This window comes from Actinomyces sp. HMSC08A09 (assembly GCF_001807465.1).
GTDB lineage: Bacteria > Actinomycetota > Actinomycetes > Actinomycetales > Actinomycetaceae > Actinomyces > Actinomyces oris.
This window is the reverse complement of record NZ_KV789159.1, coordinates 38,569-52,403: the sequence shown is the minus strand read 5'-3', so window position 1 is coordinate 52,403 and position 13,835 is coordinate 38,569. Positions and strand designations below refer to the sequence as shown.

Here is a 13,835-nt window from a genome sequence, read left to right as displayed (position 1 = left end):
GCGTCGATTCTGAAGATTCGGTCGAAGTGAGTGGGCCGGTGGCGGCTGCGCGGCTCGCGCTAAGCGGCTGAGCCGGCTCGGTACTCGGCGCGGTACTCGCTGGTGCGGGTGTGGATGAGACGGGGGATGGAGATGGTCTTGTCGAAGCTGCCGTCGCGGTAGCCGGCCTGGAGATTGAACAGCACCATGAGCCGCAGCACCATGGGGTTGCTCGTGCGAGCCACGCGCCGCAGCGTCGAGACTGGCATCTTGCGCAGGATGCCCGCGATCTTGCCGGCGTCACGCCAGTTGGCACGCACCGCCGGAACGTTGAGACGGTTGAGGGCCTCGACCTCGCGCAGGAAGAAGTCGGCGCCCTCTCTCTCGGCCGCGCGCCACCAGCCGGCGCGGTAGGTGGCCTCGAGCTGCTTAACGGCGTCGCACAGGGCGTCGTAATCGACGCCGACGACCTCGGTGCGCAGCTCCTCGGCCCGGATCCGCTCCAGAGCGGCGTGCGCCAGCGGCAGGATGGCGCGGGCGACGGCGTCGACGGCGTTGTTGCGAGTGAGACGGTCAGCTTCCGGCAAGGGCTTGCCATCGCGGGGCAGGTGCGCGTCGACCTCCTCCAGGTGCGCGATGGAGGTGCGCAGGTCGCTGGTGAGGCGGGCGGTGGAGCGCGGGACCCCCATGGCGATGAGCAGCTCGGTCGCGGCGCGCCACTGGAAGTCTGTGTCCTCAGACCAGTGGGTCTCCGGCTCCGCCCCCGCCGGAGACCGGTCCGACGGGGTGCGAGTCTGCTGGCTGCTCATAGGGGTTGAGCCTCCTGTGGTGCGCAGGGAAACAGGTCAGGAAGTCGCGGGCGCTCGCAGCTGGGAGTGCTGGCCGGCGGCCAGCGGTCAGCATCTCAAGACAACGTGTGAGAACGCTGGTGATTGACGCTTCAAAGGCTGGAGTGGGCGGCGGGGTAGTGGGAGCGGCACTGGGGTGCCCCGGTGGACGGTGTTGTTGCTGCTGGCGATGTGGGTGGAGTCCGAACCGGGAGGAAAGTCGGCTGGCTCGGCGGCGAATCGAAGTGGAGATGTACATCGCGCATTACCACGGACATTGCCGTGAAGTTCCCGCCCTTTTTAGTAGGGGCGGAATGGGGGCGGACGGCCCTGTTGCTGCAAAACGCCGTGGAACTACGGTGGTTTACCGAGCATGAAGCGCGAGCTATGTCCCGACCGTCCTGAGGTCGGGCGTTGGTTGTTGTGTGCGTGCATGGGTGCGCAGCGAGAAAGGTCGAGAACGATGGCTGGTTTGGGTCGTGATGTGCCATACCGCGACAAGATGGCGTGGTCGCCGCTATTGCTCGTCGTTGGAACCGCGCTTCAAGTGGTGTTGCTGATCGTGGCATTCTTGGTGATGCTGTCCATTCCTGAGTTGACGCTTGGCGCCCTTGAGTCCGCGCAGTCTGTCGTTGGAACTGTTGCCTGGATGAATGGACTCTCCTCTTTTGTTGCCAGTCTTCTGGCGATGTTTATCGTGAGGCGGCGCCTTCGATCGGTAGCCATGCTTGTCGTGCATTCTGTGGTTCCGGCGGCCGTAGTCAGTGCCGTCAACATTGTTCCCACATATGCGATGCGGGGTTGGTTGTCGGTTCTCGTGGTTATCAGTTTTGCGATCGTCGCATCGGTTGTTGCATCCTTGGTATACGCTCTCCTGCTGCGTCGGGATGACTATTTCTGATTGCAGGAAGTGGTGTGGCGCGACGGAGAGCTCGATTCTCTGGCTGTTGTGTTGGATTGTTGAATCCTGATGTTCTGGAGTGAATGGTGAAGGTGGGGAAGACTGTGTTTCTCTTGTGGTTAAAGCGGGGTGTTCGTGATTGTGGATTCCGGAGAGGTCGTGAACGCGGCGCAGCACTCGTTGAGTTTGCAGGAATGGCTATCGTCGTGGCGGTCATCATTGGTGGGGTGATTGCTGTTGCTCCAAGTCATGGACGCGACATCTCATGCAGCATTCTCTCCAAGATCAGTGAAGCCATTGGGGCTGGGGAGATGCAGTGCGGTGGCACTGATAATAAAGCCGAAGAGGATAAGCATAAGCCGACTGATCCTTGTACCACCCATCAACATTCTCAAAATTTCAATGCCGGCCTTGGTGTGGTAGTTGACGTTGAGGTCAATGAGGGTATTGTTACGGAAAAACTGTCCAATGGGCACTACAGGGTAACCGACAAGCGTGGGGACAAGGTTGGAGTCAGTGCCGGATATGGTGGCGGTGTCGAGTTTACGGTTGATAATCAGACCTATGGGTCTCGCGCCTCTGCGGAAGCTGCTGCTAAACTTGCCGAAGAGCGCGGGGTGACCTATGAAGTCGACTCTGAGCAAGCAAAGGATGGCCTGAAGAACTATCTTCTTAGAAAGAAGGTGGTTGACCGTTCCACTGGCATTTTTGGTGGGTGGGTAAACGGGATGATCGATGGCGCCACTCACTATGAACCCCCAAAACCAAAAGAAATATACTATCAGGTTGGTGCAGAAGGAAGTGCAGAGGCTGCTGCCACCGAGGGTATTACGGGTGCTAAAGCAGAGATTGGCGCGGCTGTTGCTATCGGGGGTAAGGTAAATCTCGAAAAAGGCACGGTTACTACGTACTATAAGGTGAATGCGCAGGCATCTGGTCGTGCCGGTGCTGCGGGTGCTGGGGGAGAAGGTGAGGCATCTGGGGAGATAGTTGTTGCTGTGACGGCCGATAATAATGACCCAGATAAGGTTTTGAATGTGTCTGTTACCGGCTCTTATGATGCCCAAATTGGTGCAACAACGCCGTTGGGGGTCGATAACCCGGCCCCGCTTGAGTCTGGGCAGGTGTGGACGGCCTCGGTTGATCTGAGTTCCAAGGAAGTATCTCAAATGACTCGCAACTTTCTAGCTGCTGCCAAAGTTCCCGGATTCAACTCCGGTAAGGACTCGCTTCAAGAGCTTAATCAGGCTACAGCCACCTTCGTTAATGCTGCGGTGGATCGAGGGGTGCTGACTCGGCAAGACGTATCGAAGAGATCCTCAAAGTATGGGGCAAGGGCGACTTTTGAGTACGAGGCGGTAGCCAGTGCAGGGTTAGGGTACGTTGATGAGACCATTGAGTTCTCCAATGGGCAGTACTACTCTGGCGGAAAGTGGAATCGCTGGGAGGGCTGCTGATGTCGTTAATACTGCCTCGTAGGGCGGTTCTGATCCCGTTGGGTGCTGCTGGCTTGGTTTCCTGCCTCGCAGGCTGCTCGGGGCGCGGCGGTCAAGCCGCTGGGGCGGCATCGTCAGTAAGGCCTTCTCCCAGCCCTGGTGAAACATCCACGTGGCGGCCGGTGTCAGATATCCCGGTCGTGCCCGATACGCAGCCGCGCAACGTGCAGCCGACGTCTCCGTCGGGTGACCCGGTTGAGGTCCACGGTCTGACGCTCACGGCCCCTGCTGACGCCACCGTCAGCGAGGTGAGCAACTCCGAGGGCAATCCGGCCACGGAGATCCTCATGCCTGGAGCGCACGACGGCATCCCGCGCGTCAGAGTCCGGCGTGTGGAGTCCTTCGGGCGTTCCATCGTCGATGAGACCCATGCGCAGGAGGTGCTCCTGGTCTCTGAGCGTCGGACCAATGTGTTCCGAACGAAGGAGACATGGCCTCACATGAAGGAGGCCTACGTCATCACCTGGGATACCTCTGTCCCAGCTTCGGACGGATCGGATCTGCCGCTGAGTGCTCTGGGGCTCTGGCTCGGGGACACTGAGACCAGCGGCTGGACGCTGTATGCCACCGCCGAGCAGGGCAAGCTCGAGAACTCACCCCTGTGGGACGTCACCTTCTCCGCGCGGTCCGCGTAACCGACCCCCGAGGTCGGGCACACCGATCAGCGCATGAGTACGGCCGGGCCTGACGGTGCTGCGAGGAGGCCGCAGGTGCTGGCGGCTAACCGCGGTCTCAGCGCTGCGGGCGCCGGGTGGATCCGTTTCAGGCCGGGGCGTCGTCGGGGGCCAGGATGTCGGTCTGGGCGGGAAGGTCCGTGAGGCCGACCGGGCAGGTCACCCCGTTGGGTCCGTGGTTGCAGTAGCCGCCGGGGTTCTTGTGCAGATAGGCCTGGTGGTAGTCCTCGGCCAGGTAGTAGGGGCCGCCGAACTGAGCCGGCGCGTCCGCGGCGTCCTCAATGGTGGTGACGCAGGTTCCCAGCCCCAGGCGCGTCAGCTCGCTCTGGAAGGCGTCGCGGATCCGCGCAGCCGCCTCGCGCTGTGCCGGCGTCGTCGTCCACACCGCCGAGCGGTACTGGGTGCCGACGTCGTTGCCGTGGCGGTTCAGGTGCGTGGAGTCGTGGTTCTCCCAGAAAGTCCGCAGCAGGGTCTCCCCGCCCTCGCCGCACACGGCCGGGTCATAGACGACGCGCACCGTCTCGGCGTGACCGGTCGCCCCGGTGCACACCTCCTGGTAGGTGGGGTTGGGCGTCTGACCGCCCATGTAGCCCACTGACGTCGAGACGACGCCGTCCTGGCGCCACAGGATCCGCTCCACCCCCCAGAAGCAGCCGGCCGCCAGGTAGATGACCTGACTGCCCTCGGGCCACGGCCCGTCCAGGGCAGTCCCCAGCACTGGGTGCTCTCCGGGGTTGGGCAGGACCGGCGTCTCGCGGCCGGCCGGCGCCGATCCGCTGAGCGAGTGACGAAGGGCGTTGAACATGAGGACACGGTACTGCGCCCGGCCCCTATTCCCACCCGCGCTTCACTGACCGCGAGGAGCAGCCGGGGGAGACGTCGAGCCGGGCATTTCTCGCGGCGCCCAACGGAAATTCGGTGGGGCTGCGCGAAGAATGCCCGGCTCGGTGGAAAGGGGAGCGGAAAAGGGGGTCAGACCCGCTCGACCTTGACGATCTCGGCCTGGATCTTCCGGCCGTTGGGGGCCTCATAGGAGACGGTGTCGCCCGCGCGGTGCCCCATGAGGGCCTGCCCCAGCGGGGCGTCGGGGGAGAAGACCTTGACGCCGTCGGGCACGTCCTCGGTGATCTCCTGGCCGCCCAGGGCGAAGACCTGCTCCTTACCGGCCACCTTCGCGGTGACGATGGTGCCGGCCGAGACCGAGCCGTCGTCGGCCGCCTCGCCGATCTGGGCGTTCTCCAGGGTCTCCTCGAGCTGGATGATGCGCGCCTCGTTGAGTCCCGCCTCCTCGCGGGCGGCGTGGTAGCCGGCGTTCTCCCGCAGGTCACCCTCCTGGCGGGCCGCCTCCACGCGCTGGGCGATCTCCTTGCGCTCGGTCGTCTTGCGGTGCTCGAGTTCGGCGGCCAGCCGGTCGTAGGCCTCCTGGGTGAGCCAGGTGCCCTGTGACTGCTCGGACATGGGTCCTCCTTGGATGACTGGTGTTGGTCGCTCGGCAGCCGGTTGGGTTGCCTGGCGACGACGACACCCGGTGGCTCCTCTCAGGGCCGACCGGGTTTGAAGCGCGAGTCTACGCCGCAGCCTGAGGGAATGCTGTGCGGTTGACGAAAGGTGCTGGAATATTCCGGGGCTGAGGGCGGGCGGCGAGGCGGGCGAATCCGTGCCGGACCGCCTGATCGACGTCGTCGCAGGGGGTGGGGGAGAGAGACGGACAAAGCAGTCGGCTCGACGGCGTGGTGGGCCGCCCACCGGGCCCAGCAGCCGCGGTGACCGCCTCTCGGTCGGCCCGGCAGGCCGTCCCCGTTAGCGCAGAACCGCCAGGAAGCAGGCCACGCACTGGCAGGCCCACGCGGCCACGGTGCACAGGTGGAAGATCTCGTGGAAGCCGAACCAGCGCGGCGAGGGGTCGGGGGTCTTGCGGGCGTAGACGACGGCGCCCAGCGTGTAGGTCACGCCGCCGGCCACCAGCAGCCACACGATCGCCGGGCCGCCCGCCCGCCAGAACTGCGGCAGGAACCAGATCGCCACCCAGCCCAGAATGATGTAGAGGGCGGTGGTGAACCAGCGTGGGGCGTGCATCCACAGTAGGTTCGTGGCCGTGCCGATCGCCGCTCCCGCCCACACGATCCCCAGGACCAGGGTGGCCGTGCGCGTCGGTAGCAGTGCCGCCGACAGGGGCGTGTAGGTGCCGGCGATGAGCAGATAGATGTTCGCGTGGTCGATCCGCCGCAGGGTGGCCGCGACCTTCGCCGGCCAGTGCCCGGTGCCGATGTGGTAGACGCCGGAGTTGGCGAACAGCAGCAGCGAGCACGTCAGGTAGACGGCGCAGGCCCACTTCAGGCCCGCTCCTGGCGCCAGCACCGTCAGCACGATGCAGGCCGCCAGGGCCAGCGGTGCGGTACCGGCGTGGATCCATCCGCGCAGCCTGGGCTTGACGGAGGCGATGACGCCCTTGGCGCTCATGGACGCGGAGCGGCTCGGGGCCTGCGACGTCGAGGGCGATGTCGGTGACATGGGCGTGAGCGTCCTTCTGGGTGGTGTGGGGTGGGAACGGGTCGATGCTGAACCTTACGACTCCGTAGGTTACGTGAGCGTAGGTTGCGGTGGTAGCGATCCGGACAGCGATGTGACGCGGCAGGCATGGTGGAGTGCGTCGGCAGCTTCCGCGGCCGCCGTGGCCAGGGTCGGTGCGGCCCGGCCGCCTGGCACACCTCCGTTGTGCCTCGGCAACCCTGAGTGAACCTGATGGCCGGATTTGACCCGGCTGTTAGCCGGCTCGTCCAGCGCGGGAGGGGTCTCGCACGATAGCGTTGGAGGTGGCCCCGAGCCGTCGGGCCCCGTCCCCCAGCAACCCCACCGAGGAGCCCCGAGGAATACGGCATGGCAGGCGACAACCTCCTCTACGACATCTACGAGCGCCGGCTGGCTGCGCGCATCGACCCGGCCACGGTGCCCCACCACGTGGGTGTCATCCTCGATGGCAACCGCCGCTGGGCCAAGTCCATGGGCTTCGGGGCCGCGCAGGGCCACAAGCGCGGCGCTGACAAGATCGAGGAGTTCCTCGGGTGGGCCGAACAGATGGGGGTCCAGGTCGTCACCCTGTGGCTACTGAGCACCGACAACCTCTCCCGCGACCCGGCCGAGCTCTCGCCCCTGCTGGATATCATCGCCCACGCCGTCGACGAGCTCGCCGAGACCGGCCGCTGGAGCCTGCGCCTCGTGGGCGCCGTCGACCTCCTGCCCGAGCCGCTGGCCGAGCGCCTGCGCGCCGCCGTCGCCCGCTCCCGGCCGGCGAGCGCGGAGGCCTCCGAGCAGGGCGGGCCGGCGGGCGAGGCTGCCAAGGTTGCCCAGGCCGAGGACCGGCGCATGCAGGTCAACATCGCCGTCGGCTACGGGGGCCGGCAGGAGATCGCCGATGCTGTGCGCGAGCTGCTGCGCGAGCGGGCCGCCGCCGGGGTGAGCCTGGAGGAGGTGGCCGCCTCACTCAGCGAGGAGGACATCACCGAGCACCTCTACACCAAGGGTCAGCCCGATCCCGACCTGGTCATCCGCACCTCGGGTGAGCAGCGGCTCTCCGGGTTCCTGCTGTGGCAGTCGGTGCACTCCGAGTACTACTTCTGTGAGGTCAACTGGCCGGCCTTCCGGCGCGTGGACTTCCTGCGGGCGCTGCGTGACTTCGCCAGCCGGGAGCGCCGTCTGGGCAGGTAGCCCGCCTCATCACGTGGCTGAATGACGTGGCCTTCGGGGCCGGGTTTGGGGCCTTAAGTGTCACGAATGGCGACTTTTCCGCCTGTTCTGCGGCCGTCGTTTCCGGGGCGCGCCGTCAAGCCGCTGGTCATAGCGTTTCGCGGGTCGCCGCATCGAGTACCTGCACAGTGAATAGTCGCCGGGAGTGACACATGGGCCGATGCGGGTGTGCGCTGGCGGGGGTCAGGCCTCGAGGAAGCCGCGCAGCCCGCGTTCGAGCAGGGCGCCGCGCACCTCGGCGACAAGATCCCGCATGGAGGACTCCGCCGCTGCGGCGTCCCCGGTCGCGATCGCGCCGGCAACTCGCTCGTGGAGCTCGAGCGCCTCTGGCTGAGGTATCTGTACCTGGCCGGTGAGTCTGGCCCGTCCGGAGAGCACCTCCGCGACGACCTCGGTCAGTGCCTTGAAGGTGTCGTTGTGGCTGGCTTCCAGGATGAGCCGGTGGAAGGCGATGTCGTCGTCGAGATAGGAGGCGACGTTTCCGGTGGTTCCCTTGGTGCGGATCGTGGCAGCCAGTGCCAGCAGGCCGGAGCGCTGTTCCTCGGTGGCTCGGCGGGCGGCCGCCGCGGCGGCGACCGGCTCGATGGCGGCGCGCAGCTCGGTTAGGGCTCCGAGTGTGGGGCCGCGCGGATCGGCCTCGAGCTGCCAGCGCACGAGCTGAGGCGCCAGAGCTGACCAGTGCTCGCGTGGTAGGACCACAATGCCCACCCGACGTCGTGAGGTGACAACGCCGACGGACTCCAGGGCGTGGACGCAGTCGCGCGCCAGGGTTCGGGAGACGCCGTAGCGGGACTGGATCGCCTCCAGCGTCAGGCTCTGGCCCGGAGTCATCTCCCCGGTCACGATGGCGCGCCCGAGGGAGTCGAGGACGTCGCGACGTCGGTCGGTGGGGGACATGGATGTGCTCCCGGAGGGTGGTGCGAGATGTCTGTGGGAGATGCTATCCGACCCTTTTAAAAGTACTACGTTTGAGGTAGATTCGTCGTATCAGTTCACGACAACGGCGTCATCAAGGAGCAGATATGAGCCGATCCGTTGAGCACCTCGTCCTCATGGGAGTGTCCGGCTGCGGCAAGACCACGGCCGCGCTCAACCTTCACAACGCACTGGGGTGGCCTGTCGCCGAGGCCGACGACTTCCACCCCAAGGTCAACATCGACAAGATGAGCCGCGGCGTCGCCCTGACCGACGAGGACCGCTGGCCCTGGCTGGAGTCCATGCGCGACTGGATGAGCGAGCGCGCCGCCGACGGCGTCAAGACGATCGTCACCTGTTCCGCGCTCAAGCGCTCCTATCGCGACCTGCTCTCCGGCGCGCAGGGGCGAGTCTTCTTCATTCATCTGCTTGCCCAGGCCGATGAGCTCCAGGAGCGCATGGCTCATCGTGAGGGGCATTTCATGCCCCCGAGCCTGCTGCCCTCCCAGTTCGCCGCCCTCGAGCCCCTGTCCGATGACGAGGATGGGGTCACCGTGGTCTCGCAGGCGACGCCGGAGGAGACCTTCGAGGCGATCCTCGCCGCACTTGAACGGGCTTCGTCCAGCGCCGTGTGAGCACTGTTCCTCGCTGATGATCGCCGGCGCCCATGCCAACCCAACCGGAGCGCGCGGTACGCGGCTCCCCGGCGCGCTGAGCCCGGCGCACATACATCCCGCCCTCACCCCACCTCCTCCCACTGACAACGGAGACAACAATGACGTTCACTCTTCCAGCTCAACCGGTTGCGTTGCCGGCCGCGGACACCGTGAGTCACACGGACAATCACGCCCAGCTCATCGCGGCCGCCCTGCTCGGCATCGCCTCGATCATCGTGCTCATCGTCTGGCGCAAGATGCACCCCTTCCTCGCGCTGACGCTGGGCTCGGCGGTCCTGGCCGTCGTCGCCGGCATCCCGCTGGCCGATACCTTCACCGCCTTCACCAAGGGAATGGGCTCCACCATCGGCGACGTGGGCACCCTCATCGCCTTCGGGGCGATCATCGGCCGTCTCCTTATCGACTCCGGTGGTGCCGACCAGATCGTCGACACCGTCCTGGCTCGCACTCCCGGCCCCCGCCTTCCCTGGGCGATGGCGTTCATCGCCTTCGTCGTCGGCATCCCACTGTTCTTCGAGGTCGGCATCGTTCTGCTCATCCCCGTGGTCATGATCGTCGCCCGGCGGGCCCGCCAGTCCCTCATCCTGCTGGGCGTGCCCGCCCTGGCCGGTCTGTCCGCGCTCCACGGCCTCGTGCCGCCGCACCCCGGACCGCTCATCGCCATCAACGCCGTCAAGGCCGACCTGGGGCTCACCCTCGGACTGGGGCTCCTGGTCGCCGTGCCCACGGTCATCATCTCCGGGCCCGTTGCGGCTCGCTTCATGGCCAGGTGGGTGCCGATTGAGGCCCCCGAGCCTCTGGGGACTTCGGACCAGGAGCACGACGGGCCGCGTCCCTCCTTCGCGACGTCGATCATGGTGGTCCTGCTGCCCGTGGGACTCATGCTTCTGCGCACCGTCGTCGAGACCCTCGTCCCTGAGGACAGCGACAATCCGGCAGTCCACGCGGCCCTGTTCGTGGGCAAGCCGATCGTCGCCTTGCTGATGACGGTCCTGGTCGCCATGTACCTCTTCGGGACCCGTCTGGGCCTGGGTGCCGACGACGTCAGCGGACGGGTCGGGGCCTCGCTCGGGCCCATTGCCGGGATCCTGCTCATCGTCGGGGCTGGAGGAGGGTTCAAGCAGACCCTCGTCGACTCAGGGATCGCCGGCATCATCGCCGCATGGATCCAGCAGGCGGCCGTGCCCGCCCTCCTAGCCGGATGGCTCGTCGCCGTCGCCGTGCGCCTAGCCACCGGATCGGCGACGGTGGCCACCATCACCGCGGCCGGGATCATGGCTCCGCTGGCCAGCCACATGCCGCAGACCGGCGTCGCCCTCCTCGTCCTCGCGATCGGTGCCGGCTCCGTCTTCCTCTCTCACGTCAACGACGCCGGCTTCTGGCTGGTCAAGGAGTACTTCGGGATGACTGTGGGGCAGACCTTCAAGACCTGGTCGCTGATGGAGACGATCCTGTCCGTCGTCGCGATGGCCACGATCAGCCTCCTCGCGCTCGCCCTGGGAGTCTTCTGAGGGGCCCTCAGGTGTCACGAATGGCGACTTTTCCGCTGGTTCTGTGGCCGCTGTTTCTCGGGCGTGCCGTAAAACCGCTGGTCACAGCGTTTCGCGGGTCGCCGCATCGAATGCCTGCACAGTGAATAGTCGCCCGTAGTGACACATTGCGGGATCTCGGGCAGGATGGCCCCCTGGTCCGGGCGCCGCCCGACCTGGCTGGTGCCCCGGCCCCGGCGCGCGTCGACTCACCTGACGCCCCGCGCCGTTGAGCCGCGTACGCCGGCACCTCACGCACCGACGCGCACGCTGCCAGCGACACGCGCCGGCGTGCCCGCGGTCCCAAACGACAGGATCCTCGTGGCCGCACACCGCACCTCCGCCTCACACCGCTTCGCCTCCGGGAAGACCCCGGCCGCGGGTGAGCCCACCTTCGCCGACCTCGGCGTGGACTCAGACCTCGCCGCCGACCTCGACGCCCGCGGCTTTACCACGCCCTTCCCCATCCAGGCCGCCACCCTGCCCGACACCCTCGCCGGGCGTGACGTGCTCGGCCGCGGCCGCACCGGCTCGGGCAAGACCCTGGCCTTCAGCCTGCCGCTGGTCCAGCGTCTGGCGCAGCAGGACAAGGCCCGCCCCGGCCACCCCATCGGCCTGGTCCTGGCCCCCACCCGTGAGCTCGCCCTCCAGATCGCCGAGGTCATCGAGCCCCTGGCCCGCGTCGTCGACATGGACGTCACCACCATCTTCGGCGGGGTCTCCGCCAAGCCCCAGGAGAAGGCCCTCAAGGCGGGGGTCGACGTCGTCGTCGCCTGCCCCGGCCGGCTCCTGGACCTCATGGGGCAGGGACTCGTCAGCCTCGACGAGGTCGAGATCACCGTCCTGGACGAGGCCGACCACATGGCCGACCTCGGCTTCCTGCCTAACGTCCGCCGCATCCTGCGCGCCACCCCGCAGCGCGGCCAGCGCCTGCTGTTCTCCGCCACCCTGGACAACGGCGTGGACACCCTGGTCAAGGAGTTCCTCCACGACCCGCTGCAGCACTCCGTGGACCCCTCGACCTCGCCCGTGGGCGCCATGACCCACCGTGTGTGGATGGTCGCGGACAAGACCGCCAAGGACGGCATCGTGCGGCGCCTGGCCTCGGGGGAGGGACAGCGCATCCTGTTCACCCGCACCAAGCACCTCGCCCGGCGCCTGGCCCGCAAGCTCGTCCAGGCCGGGATTCCGGCCGTCGAGCTGCAGGGCAACATGAGCCAGAACGCGCGCGAGCGCGCCATGCGGGCCTTCTCCACGGGGCAGGTGCACGTCATGGTCGCCACCGACATCGCCGCCCGGGGCATCGACGTCTCCGGTGTCGAGCTCGTGGTCCACGTCGACCCGCCCGCCGAGCACAAGGCCTACCTGCACCGCTCGGGCCGCACCGCGCGCGCCGGGGCCGCCGGCAGCGTCATCACCCTGGTCCTGCCTGAGCAGAAGCACGATGTTCAGGTTCTGCTCAAGAAGGCGCGGATCCGCGCGGACATCGAGCGCATCCGTCCCGACGACGACGCCGTGTCCGCCCTCGTGGGGCAGGTCGCCGAGGCCGTCGCGCTGGAGGACATGCCCGAGGGTGTGGCCATCAAGGGCGGCAGCCCCAGCGGTCGGGCCTCCACCGGGCGTCCGGGGCACGGCCACGGAGAAGCGGCGCGCGGCCGGTCCGGTCGCGGGGCCAAGGGTGGTCAGGGCGGCCGGGGTGGCCGCAGCGGGGGAGCGCGCGGTGGGCGCGGCGGGAATGCTGGGCAAGGCGGGCGCAGTGCGAAGCGACGTGGCGGAAGCAGCGATCAGGGCGCTGGGCAGCCCTCCGGCCGGGGCGGCCGCAGCGGCGGCTCCCGTGGACGTGGAGGCCGCGGTCGCGGGGACAAGGGAGGTCAGGGCAGTCAGGGCACTCCCGCCTGAGGCGTCGCGTGAGGCAGCATTCGGCGCGCGCTCTTGGGTGTTGAAGGTGCCGCGCTCCCGCGCTGAGCCCCTACCCGCCTTGGTGAGCGGCGCCGGTGGCACGGTGGTTCAGCCCTCGCTCCGGCCGAGCGGAACCGGGATGCCGGTGCTACCGTCGAGTGGCTGACGGTGATCGGGAAGGTGGGTGGAGAGCGTGGCGGCGCACCTTTCGCGGCGAGCCCTGACCGGTACGATGGCGGGCCTCATCCTGGCCGGCTGCGCCTCTCGGGGTCCGCAGCGAGCGGCAACGCACTCGACTCCGCCGCCGTACCTGCGCTCGCGCGGGGACGGTGCTGCGCCGAGTCTGCGGCCGACGTCGGGTGACCTGTCGGTTCCCGCTGCGTTCTCCTACACCGATGACGAGGACGAGACCTCCGACTGCATCTTCTACGCGACTACGGGAGCTCCGGTCGGACTGGTCGTCTACCTCGACGGTGACGGGCAGTCCTTCCACAGTGAAGGGAACCAGGGCCAGGACGAGAGGTCCCGCGGTGGCCTGGCCGGCGCCGGGGGAGTCGTCGAGGCGGCGAGCGCTCGCGGGTACGACGTGGTCTCGGTGCGCGCTCCCGGAGACGACGGGACCTGGTGGCTGGAGGATCAGGACGGTAAGGTCCGCTACCTGGAGCAGGCGCTCGACTACGTGGTCGCCGAGTGCGGCGCCACCATGGATCGGGTCTGGCTCGTGGGCTACTCCGGCGGCTCGGAGTTCATCAGCCAGTGGTTCTTCCCGGCCTACGCCGAGCGCATGGCGGGCGGGGGCTTCCTGCTCTTCGGGGGCGGCGACGCGCCCGAGGGGAAGATGGCCTTCTCCTCAGGCACCAAGGAACGGCTCTGGTTGAACTGGGTGACTGGGACACGCGACGTGCCTGCCAACAGCCTCGAAGGATTCGATGGCGGCGGGCATGCCCGCAACAGCCTGGCCTACTACCGCTCGGCGGGCTTCGGCCATATCTGGAGCGAATGGCCCGACGACGATCACGGCAGCGTCACCGAGAAGTTCGGCAGCTACGTCGGTCGCGTGCTCGACGCCGCCGCAAGCGGAAAATGACCAAGCTGCCGCGGAGGCTGGGTGGTGAGTCTCCGGAGCGGTCTGCGATCCGCAAGGTGCGGTCCTCAGCCCCGGGTATGAAGAAGGCCCCGGTCTCTTCCGGGGCC

13 protein-coding genes are annotated in these 13,835 nt (G+C 67.3%); 8 read left to right on the top strand and 5 right to left on the bottom strand.

Annotated elements, in window-relative coordinates:
- Positions 1 to 59 precede the first annotated feature (59 nt).
- Complete coding sequence (locus HMPREF3165_RS12355) at positions 60 to 788, bottom strand: hypothetical protein (RefSeq protein WP_070513946.1); 729 nt, start codon at positions 786 to 788, stop codon at positions 60 to 62.
- Between the two features lie 481 nt (positions 789 to 1,269).
- On the opposite strand from HMPREF3165_RS12355, the gene HMPREF3165_RS12350 reads away from it, so the two are divergent.
- The 3 genes from HMPREF3165_RS12350 to HMPREF3165_RS12345 all read left to right on the top strand — a co-directional run bounded on the left by HMPREF3165_RS12350 (position 1,270) and on the right by HMPREF3165_RS12345 (position 3,838).
- Complete coding sequence (locus tag HMPREF3165_RS12350) at positions 1,270 to 1,707, top strand: hypothetical protein (RefSeq protein ID WP_070513944.1); 438 nt, start codon at positions 1,270 to 1,272, stop codon at positions 1,705 to 1,707.
- 194 nt (positions 1,708 to 1,901) lie between these two features.
- Positions 1,902 to 3,164, top strand: a complete 1,263-nt coding sequence (locus tag HMPREF3165_RS13350) for a hypothetical protein (protein ID WP_141745061.1) — start codon at positions 1,902 to 1,904, stop codon at positions 3,162 to 3,164.
- A 179-nt stretch (positions 3,165 to 3,343) separates the two neighbouring features.
- Entirely contained in the window at positions 3,344 to 3,838 is a 495-nt protein-coding gene (locus tag HMPREF3165_RS12345) for a hypothetical protein (protein ID WP_141745060.1), read from the top strand.
- A 127-nt stretch (positions 3,839 to 3,965) separates the two neighbouring features.
- On the opposite strand, the gene msrA is transcribed toward HMPREF3165_RS12345, so the two are convergent.
- The 3 genes from msrA to HMPREF3165_RS12330 all read right to left on the bottom strand — a co-directional run bounded on the left by msrA (position 3,966) and on the right by HMPREF3165_RS12330 (position 6,388).
- Complete coding sequence (gene msrA / locus HMPREF3165_RS12340) at positions 3,966 to 4,682, bottom strand: peptide-methionine (S)-S-oxide reductase MsrA (protein ID WP_070513940.1); 717 nt, start codon at positions 4,680 to 4,682, stop codon at positions 3,966 to 3,968.
- A gap of 167 nt (positions 4,683 to 4,849) precedes the next feature.
- The gene (locus HMPREF3165_RS12335) at positions 4,850 to 5,335 is read right to left on the bottom strand and encodes a GreA/GreB family elongation factor (protein WP_003787454.1); all 486 of its coding nucleotides are present in this window, start codon (positions 5,333 to 5,335) and stop codon (positions 4,850 to 4,852) included.
- Between the two features lie 342 nt (positions 5,336 to 5,677).
- On the bottom strand, positions 5,678 to 6,388 hold the full coding sequence (locus HMPREF3165_RS12330) for a PAQR family membrane homeostasis protein TrhA (protein WP_070513939.1): 711 nt from the start codon (positions 6,386 to 6,388) through the stop codon (positions 5,678 to 5,680).
- 366 nt (positions 6,389 to 6,754) lie between these two features.
- Between HMPREF3165_RS12330 and HMPREF3165_RS12325 the strand changes: the two genes are divergently transcribed.
- Positions 6,755 to 7,582, top strand: coding sequence for an undecaprenyl diphosphate synthase family protein (locus tag HMPREF3165_RS12325; protein WP_070513937.1), 828 nt, complete (start codon positions 6,755 to 6,757; stop codon positions 7,580 to 7,582).
- Positions 7,583 to 7,804: 222 nt separating this feature from the next.
- Here HMPREF3165_RS12325 and HMPREF3165_RS12320 read toward each other — a convergent pair whose 3' ends face one another.
- Positions 7,805 to 8,518: a FadR/GntR family transcriptional regulator gene (locus HMPREF3165_RS12320; RefSeq protein WP_070513936.1), complete on the bottom strand. Its 714-nt coding sequence runs from the start codon at positions 8,516 to 8,518 to the stop codon at positions 7,805 to 7,807.
- A gap of 125 nt (positions 8,519 to 8,643) precedes the next feature.
- Between HMPREF3165_RS12320 and HMPREF3165_RS12315 the strand changes: the two genes are divergently transcribed.
- From HMPREF3165_RS12315 to HMPREF3165_RS12300, 4 genes are all read left to right on the top strand, one after another.
- A complete protein-coding gene (locus HMPREF3165_RS12315) occupies positions 8,644 to 9,171 on the top strand; it encodes a gluconokinase (RefSeq protein WP_070513934.1) in 528 nt (175 codons plus the stop codon).
- Between the two features lie 140 nt (positions 9,172 to 9,311).
- Positions 9,312 to 10,724 carry a GntP family permease gene (locus HMPREF3165_RS12310; protein ID WP_070513932.1) on the top strand — a complete coding sequence of 471 codons (1,413 nt, stop codon included), beginning with the start codon at positions 9,312 to 9,314 and terminating at the stop codon, positions 10,722 to 10,724.
- Between the two features lie 339 nt (positions 10,725 to 11,063).
- Complete coding sequence (locus HMPREF3165_RS12305) at positions 11,064 to 12,641, top strand: DEAD/DEAH box helicase (protein WP_070513930.1); 1,578 nt, start codon at positions 11,064 to 11,066, stop codon at positions 12,639 to 12,641.
- Between the two features lie 232 nt (positions 12,642 to 12,873).
- Positions 12,874 to 13,728, top strand: coding sequence for an alpha/beta hydrolase (locus tag HMPREF3165_RS12300; protein ID WP_070513928.1), 855 nt, complete (start codon positions 12,874 to 12,876; stop codon positions 13,726 to 13,728).
- Positions 13,729 to 13,835: the final 107 nt, after the last annotated feature.

Excerpts from the sequence above, each read along its gene's own strand:
- HMPREF3165_RS12355 (WP_070513946.1), bottom strand. The coding sequence starts at position 788 with ATGAGCAGCCAGCAGACTCGCACCCCGTCGGACCGGTCTCCGGCGGGG.
- HMPREF3165_RS12300 (WP_070513928.1), top strand. The coding sequence starts at position 12,874 with ATGGCGGGCCTCATCCTGGCCGGCTGCGCCTCTCGGGGTCCGCAGCGA.
- HMPREF3165_RS12310 (WP_070513932.1), top strand. The coding sequence starts at position 9,312 with ATGACGTTCACTCTTCCAGCTCAACCGGTTGCGTTGCCGGCCGCGGAC.
- msrA (WP_070513940.1), bottom strand. The coding sequence starts at position 4,682 with ATGTTCAACGCCCTTCGTCACTCGCTCAGCGGATCGGCGCCGGCCGGC.
- HMPREF3165_RS13350 (WP_141745061.1), top strand. The coding sequence starts at position 1,902 with ATGGCTATCGTCGTGGCGGTCATCATTGGTGGGGTGATTGCTGTTGCT.
- HMPREF3165_RS12350 (WP_070513944.1), top strand. The coding sequence starts at position 1,270 with ATGGCTGGTTTGGGTCGTGATGTGCCATACCGCGACAAGATGGCGTGG.
- HMPREF3165_RS12325 (WP_070513937.1), top strand. The coding sequence starts at position 6,755 with ATGGCAGGCGACAACCTCCTCTACGACATCTACGAGCGCCGGCTGGCT.
- HMPREF3165_RS12335 (WP_003787454.1), bottom strand. The coding sequence starts at position 5,335 with ATGTCCGAGCAGTCACAGGGCACCTGGCTCACCCAGGAGGCCTACGAC.
- HMPREF3165_RS12315 (WP_070513934.1), top strand. The coding sequence starts at position 8,644 with ATGAGCCGATCCGTTGAGCACCTCGTCCTCATGGGAGTGTCCGGCTGC.
- HMPREF3165_RS12320 (WP_070513936.1), bottom strand. The coding sequence starts at position 8,518 with ATGTCCCCCACCGACCGACGTCGCGACGTCCTCGACTCCCTCGGGCGC.
- HMPREF3165_RS12330 (WP_070513939.1), bottom strand. The coding sequence starts at position 6,388 with ATGTCACCGACATCGCCCTCGACGTCGCAGGCCCCGAGCCGCTCCGCG.